The organism is Fulvivirga kasyanovii, from assembly GCF_009711405.1.
GTDB lineage: Bacteria > Bacteroidota > Bacteroidia > Cytophagales > Cyclobacteriaceae > Fulvivirga > Fulvivirga kasyanovii.
In genome coordinates this window covers 1-6,706 of sequence record NZ_SMLW01000353.1, presented here as the reverse complement: position 1 = coordinate 6,706, position 6,706 = coordinate 1, and the positions used below count along the sequence as shown (strand labels likewise).

General features: G+C 48.8%; 2 protein-coding genes. Both read right to left on the bottom strand.

Annotated features, from left to right (window positions below):
* Positions 1-35: 35 nt before the first annotated feature.
* Positions 36-1,958 carry a DUF6443 domain-containing protein gene (locus tag E1163_RS03685; protein WP_155169570.1) on the bottom strand — a complete coding sequence of 641 codons (1,923 nt, stop codon included), beginning with the start codon at positions 1,956-1,958 and terminating at the stop codon, positions 36-38.
* Positions 1,959-1,974: 16 nt separating this feature from the next.
* Complete coding sequence (locus E1163_RS30380; protein ID WP_221417926.1) at positions 1,975-6,684, bottom strand: PKD domain-containing protein; 4,710 nt, start codon at positions 6,682-6,684, stop codon at positions 1,975-1,977.
* Positions 6,685-6,706 lie beyond the last annotated feature (22 nt).

Here is a 6,706-nt window from a genome sequence, read left to right as displayed (position 1 = left end):
GTATGTATTTATTAAGGTTGTTCATGTCTTTTGGTTTAATTACTGGTATCAACTCCATTTAGGGGGTGGTTGTAAAATAGCTCCATACCGAAAAGGTCAGGGTTGGCATCGTCTGTATTTCGGCCAGGCTCAATTTGAAGGGTGCTGTTGTTTACGCTTTCAAGCCAGCCCCTGATGTTGTACCGGTAGTCTATACTTTGGTGTGGCGTACCATGTTCTACATGCAGGTTCTTTTCTACCAGCTCGCCCAGTTCATTGTATTTGTTTTCGGCAAGCAATACTTCTCCCCGCGATTGGCCATTCTCAAACAGCTCGTGGTAACCTGCCATAGGCCTGCCGGTATGGTCGTAGGTATAGCGCCTTTTTATCCCAAATACTGTCCCTTCTTTTTGATGCTCGGTATAGGTGGCCAGTACCCAGCCCGGGAAGTTATAAAGTGTGCTCGTTTTGTCTATGTTGCCATCCGGGTTTTCCATGATGGTTTGCACCACACGGTAGCGGTCGTCATAGTAGGTCACCGTGCTGATCCAGGTATTGGCACCATCAAGCACCTGTATTTTAGAGCCGGTGGCCAGGCCTTTTACACGCTCAAATTCAGTGGCAGGAAATGAATAGTCTACGTTTTGGTAGCTGGCCGTTCCCAACTGGTCCGGGTCATAGTTATAGCTGTCCCCAAAACCTGGCAGGGTTTTAAAATCATAATTGTCATAATAGGTAACCGTCAGGTAGCTATCTGCTGCCACATCTGCCGGAAAGCTCCTATCGGTATAGCCATGCAGGGCCGTACTTCCATTGAAGGACTCATACCAGGTATCCGAAGGTGATCCTGCGTAGTAGTTGTTTACCTCAAGCTGCATGGCGTCGCGGTCAATGGCTGCCACATGGATATAAGTGCCCGTGGCAACGGGCCTGTTCAGTGCATCATATTTGGTGAAGGTCCACTCACGGCCGGTTGTTTCTTCAGGGTCTCTCTGGTTGCCGTCCTGCGTCAGCACCAGGCGGTCCCTGTTGTCATAGACCATATAAACCCAGTCTGAGCCGGGCACCCGCTTTTCTACCATCCGTTTGCGCCCGTCATAATTATATTGAAAAGCCCAGTGCTTCAATAAATCATCCGGAACGGTGTAAGGGGTGGCAGCAGGAGTGCCTGTCGCCTTTACTGCTTCGGGGGGCAGGACATACCTTAAATTGCCGGATAAATCATAGATATAATAGGTATCTGCCCATTCTTCTGCCTGATAAGTACCCGAAACTACTTTAACCACCTGCACACGCTTAAGGATGGTTTGGCCGAGTTTGTTGATAAACTGGATAGTTTGATGGCCTTCTTCATCGGTAGTAATATCCTTACTTAAAGCGCCGGAAGCATAAGTGCCTTCCAGTGAGAGTGCTCCTGTGCTGTTCACCTCCCACCTTTTGATCGCATCATCGTTTATGTTAGTGCCTTTAGCAAAGCTAACAGCAGCACCACCGGGCTGCCAGGCCTCACCTGGGGCGCCCTGCTCCATGGCACGGTTCAGTGGCGACCCGTCAAACAGGGTTACCGCATAGGGATAGTTGGTTTCCTTTGTTCCCCCGGAGTTGTAGTAAGCCAGCAGGCTGGCCAATGCTGTATGATCATAACTGCCATTTAAATCTTTTGCATAGATCAGGTAGTTTTTCTCATTTCTGCCGAATTGATCATATTTCACAATACTGATCAAATCTTTGCCCTGGCTTCCCGGACTCTGGTTATGCAGGGTGGTCTGTATGGGCCTTCCCAAGCCATCGTGATACTGGACTTTTGTAATGGCCCGGTGGGCATAGGGGGCGGTATTATACACGGCATGCTGTACCGGATGGTCAGGGTTTCTTTCTACCAGGTAATTGGCATTTGATATGTCGATATTATGCTGGGCATGGCCATCAAATGCCATGAAAAAGAGGCCGGCGACCAAAATGTTAGCGATGTATTTCATGATATATCAGGTTGAATTAAAATCTGGACTGTTGAACGATATTGATGTACTTTTTGCACCCTTCCGAATCCTGCACGGTTACCTGATATTGCCTTTGGCTTCCCAGGTTGCCGCTCACGGTGATCCTAAACCCATTGCCGGTAAGGTCTTTAACGGTAACCCAGTTACTCGTTTCTATCACCGTAAAGGAGGATGCAGAAGTGCTTACGGAGAAATAAGGTGCTTCACCCGGGTCATCAGCCTTGAATGTGTAGGAACCCGGCGAAACGCTTAAGTCGCATTGATGGGGTGGGTCGCCTCCTCCGGTATCACCTCCTCCGGAGCTGACAAAATCCACCCCTGAGATAGTACCTCTCGGATCAGTATAAGTACGTGATGAAGGGGTAAATGTGTAGGTACTGTGTGCAGGGGCAATAGTCACGTTGCCCATTTGGAAGAGGGTCTGGATCTCAAAGTTCCCTGTGCTGTTGGTGGTGGCATGCTGGCCGGTGGAGCTGTTGACCCGGATGTTGGGCACCCCGTTGCCACTGGCATTTACTACCCGCCCCCTGAACTTCAGGTACTCTTCACGTACCTCCAGGGGCTTTGATGCCGACCCGATAGCTCCAAATTCATCTTCTACCTCCAGGGTTATAATATAATTCCCCGGCTGGTCCAGTGTCCATGATGCATTTTGATATCCATTTCGAAATTCAGTGCGGCTGCCCGTGCTGCCAATTTGATAATACCACCTAAAGCTCAGGGGGCTTCCTTCCGGATCGTACGATGCCCTGCCATCGAAACTAAACTGCTCCCCGCTGGCCACACTGCCGGCTGACAGGGTAAATGATGCTACAGGCACCCTGTTAACGATATCCACTACTTTGGTAACCGTGGTAGCGGCACCGAACTCATCCGTTACGGTAAGTGTGATAGACTTGGTGCCGGGGGTATTATAGGTAACCGTGGTTACCTCTGCTGTACTGCCATGGTTCCAGCTAAGGGCGATGCTGTTGCCGTCCGGATCGTAAGTTGCGCTGGCATCCAGGGTAAGTTCTTCATACACAAACAAGTCTCCCGTAACCTGGAAGTCGACAACGGGTTTCCTGTTGATTATAGATACTGTCTTTGTTACCTGGGAGGGGGCCTTGCCACCATAGTCTATCGATAGCGTGACCTCCCTGTCTCCGGGTGTGTCAAAACTTAACGTTTCTGTTTTGTTTGTTCCTCCGGTAGACCATGCGTAGGTAAATAGTGAGTTGTCGTATTCCGGATAGTCTTTGGCAGAAAAAGCAATAGGCTGGTTAATATACATGCCGTCTCCCTGGGCCGTGATGTAGTAATCGGCCACCAGCGGTTCTGTTACATAGCCATATTGCAGGTGCCGGCTCACATTCTGGTCGTTGTCCAGCACATAGTTCAACCGGCCTATAGGGTCGTATAGATAGGATGCCTGTATGCGGTTGGGATCTGTTATTCTCGTTATACCTTTCAGCTCCTGGTAATTATACAGGGTAGTGACAGCACCAGGCAGGGCGTACAGGGCATTCGCATCGCCGGCAGATATGTTTTCTGCCGGGTCCAGGGAAATGCCCAGGCCCTGCAACACATCAAGCCCCGCATTATCGATTTTTGCCACGGGGTAATTGCCGTTGAACCCCCATATAACGGAGAAATACGTACCATCCCGCCGGGTCACCTGGGCCAGCCTGTTGTTGTAATACTCCAGTCTGTCGCTTAGGTGGTAATCAGGGTCAACATACCGGGCCGGTACATGGTCAGGCTTGCTCACGGGTGTATCAGACTCAAACTTATAAGTTTCTACCGGTTGTCCTTTCGTATTGTACCGGGTGATTGCCCCGGATATTAATACGCCGTCAACAGCGGCTTCGGTCTTAACCGGCAATATGAAGTTATGGTCTTTTAACGCTTTGATGTTATAGGCTGTGAGCGATTCGTCATAATCCGGCACATAAGTATAGTGCTGCTCATACAAATGGCCTTCACTACTCTGCAAAGCCGTACGTGTAAGCTGTAGGTGCCCGGGGTTATCGTAGTAATAATTTGTAGTATTTACAAGCGGCCCTGTAGCGGGGAAGTACTCTTCCATTGTTACGGATCTATTGTAAAACCAGTCTGACCTGCGATGGTATTCGGCCAGGTCTACATAAGCGTAGTAGTTAACGGTTTCGGAAGCATTCGGTGAATTGTAGCAAGGATGCTGAGCAAAAGTTACCCAAACATTACTGGCACCACTGGCCACACACCTGGCCCCGCTATTGCCCCAGTTCCATTGATGGCTATGGGCAGCCGTACAGGTAAGCTTCTTATACACTTCGGACCTGTTGGCATCGGTGCAAGGCACATCGATCGTTCGTTGCACCGGGCCTGATTGGTTTCTCACCAACAACCCTTTGAGTACAGCAGAACCGGCAGGGTCGTGGTGCCAGTCATTGGTAACCCGCTTTACAAGTTCGTCATTGGCATTATAGATCTCACGCATATCTTCCAGGCCTGCCCCCCAGGTGAAATTGGAAAGCGGCGCATCGATAATTTCATCGCCCCTGACGATGTTGGCATAGGCGTCATCCATGATCTTGAAAGTGATCTCCTCTTTGCCGTTTTCGTACGAATCGCCGGCAGAAGGCCCGTACCCCACAGTTACATTCCTATAGTATATATGGGTGCCCGTGGTATGGAACAGGCTGCCTACACTGGCGCCATTCAGGGTTTTGTAAAAACATTCACCCTCATAGATCCCTCCTCCGCCACCTCCGCTGTTGCAGGTAAATTTACGGCTGTACCCATTGATATACCTTGGATCAAACCTGCGCCTTCCTGACGATTTGGAAGTACCAAAATCGCTGTAATCGTAATGTTTGGTTATCGGCGGGTCTCCTGAGTTGGGGTCTTCTACCATTTTCCTGATCCTTAATCCGCCGGCTTCAATGTTTTTCATTGTCACCTCTGTTTCCCCGGTATAGAGGTTAAGGGCGCTAATGGCCTCCATGTCTACACCGTCACCAAACTGTATTTCCAAGTGGTAGCCGGTATTTTTCTTCAGGGTCAGATCCACTACCTCCAGGTAAACCTGGTCATCGGGATATGGTGCATCAGGGCTGGGAGGTATAAACTCATTCAACTGTCTTCTAAATAGCTCCACCTTGCCATTGTTGGTGTCCTCATAGATGTAAAAATTAGTGTCTTTCCAGGTTGTGCCATTATTGGCAGTACGGTTTACTTCCAGCCGTACCTGAACGGCCTGGTCCCTGGAACTGTTAAAAGATTTCGTTACCCTTTCTCCAGGAGATGCTTTAAGGAGAATATTTTCTTTCCGCTCAACTATAGTCTCCCCATAAATGGTGTGGGGTTCGTACTCAAAAGTAGTTTTTCCGCCCGTAGGATAGGTGATGGACCTGAGGATACCTTTTTCGGCAAAAGTAAAGTCAGGATTGCGATTGGCTTTTGCAAACTCCTGGTTGATAAAGATAGGGTCAACACTTAATGGAAGCAGGTTGGCATTGTCCTTTCCGTTAAAAAATCCGTAATTGTCCCTGGCATATGTCAGCCGCGGGGGTATTTGTTCCGGGCTTTCATATTCAAATATATAGGCCTTTTCTTTAAACCCGGTCACAGGGTTCGTTTCTGAAAATCCTTTCAGAAAAGTTCGCTTTTCTGTTGATGTAAAAGCGTTATGAAAGCTGGCAGGGGTTATCTGGTTATAGGTAAAGATAAATTTTTTAAAAAGGTTGTTGTCATTGTCCCTTACCTCTACATTATCCAGAAACTGGAAGCGTGTATTGCTGCCGGAGATATTGAATAGCACTTCTCCCATACCCGGGCTGTAAATCCTGCGGAGCCTTTGGCTCTGCTGCACATTCAGTATGCTTCTGCAGTTGGTGGATTCCCTCGCTGCGCAAGGCTCACACCCGGCCCCTGTGCGGTGCGTCAGGATGGTCTCACTTTGGCTGGGTGACAACACGTAGGAATAAGTACCGGCATTTTCATATTCCAGAAATATTTTCGTGCCATTGGGGTGTACGATTTCATAGAGGTACCACGAGGTGACCCGGTGCCGGTCAAAATTCCGGGGGCACCCTGTCGATCCTGCACTTTCTACATAGCTGATTTCTTCGTACCCTCCCCCAAAATGATATACTATACCATCGGGAGTGGTGACTACAAAGTCTCCATTGCCCTGTTCATTTATTTCTTTGGTTATTTTAAAGTTGTTCCGGGGCAAGGTCAGTAATTCACCCTCTCTTGAGAAAATAAATTTTCCCCCTTGTCCCTGGAAATTATAACTGTACTCATCAGGTTGGGTATCAAAGGTTGGCTGCTGGATGGCCTTGTCAATAAAGTAATTGGCATACCAGTCTGACGAATTACCAACATCTGCGGGGTATGGAAGTATGTCGCCGGTACCGCTGATGTATTCCTCATCAGGCTGATCCAGGATTGTACGTGTAATAACACCTCCCGCATTTAAAACCCATCCGAGCCCCACTATAGATTCGGTATCATCCACTTTGAGGCCGGTGGTGTTGTAGCCCAGGGATATGGGCACCGAAAGGGGGCCGGCAGTATAGGTATAAACAGGAATATTTATATTTACGGCTCCTGTTGATAAATTTACAGGGTGTGAACCATACTGGCTAAATGCCGCTGCCTGTGGGGAAGGGGGCACCACCTTGAACATATCTTCGCTTTCCGAAGACGACTGTGCCCGGGCATGAAGATTTAGCATTAACGGGGCCACCAATAGTATG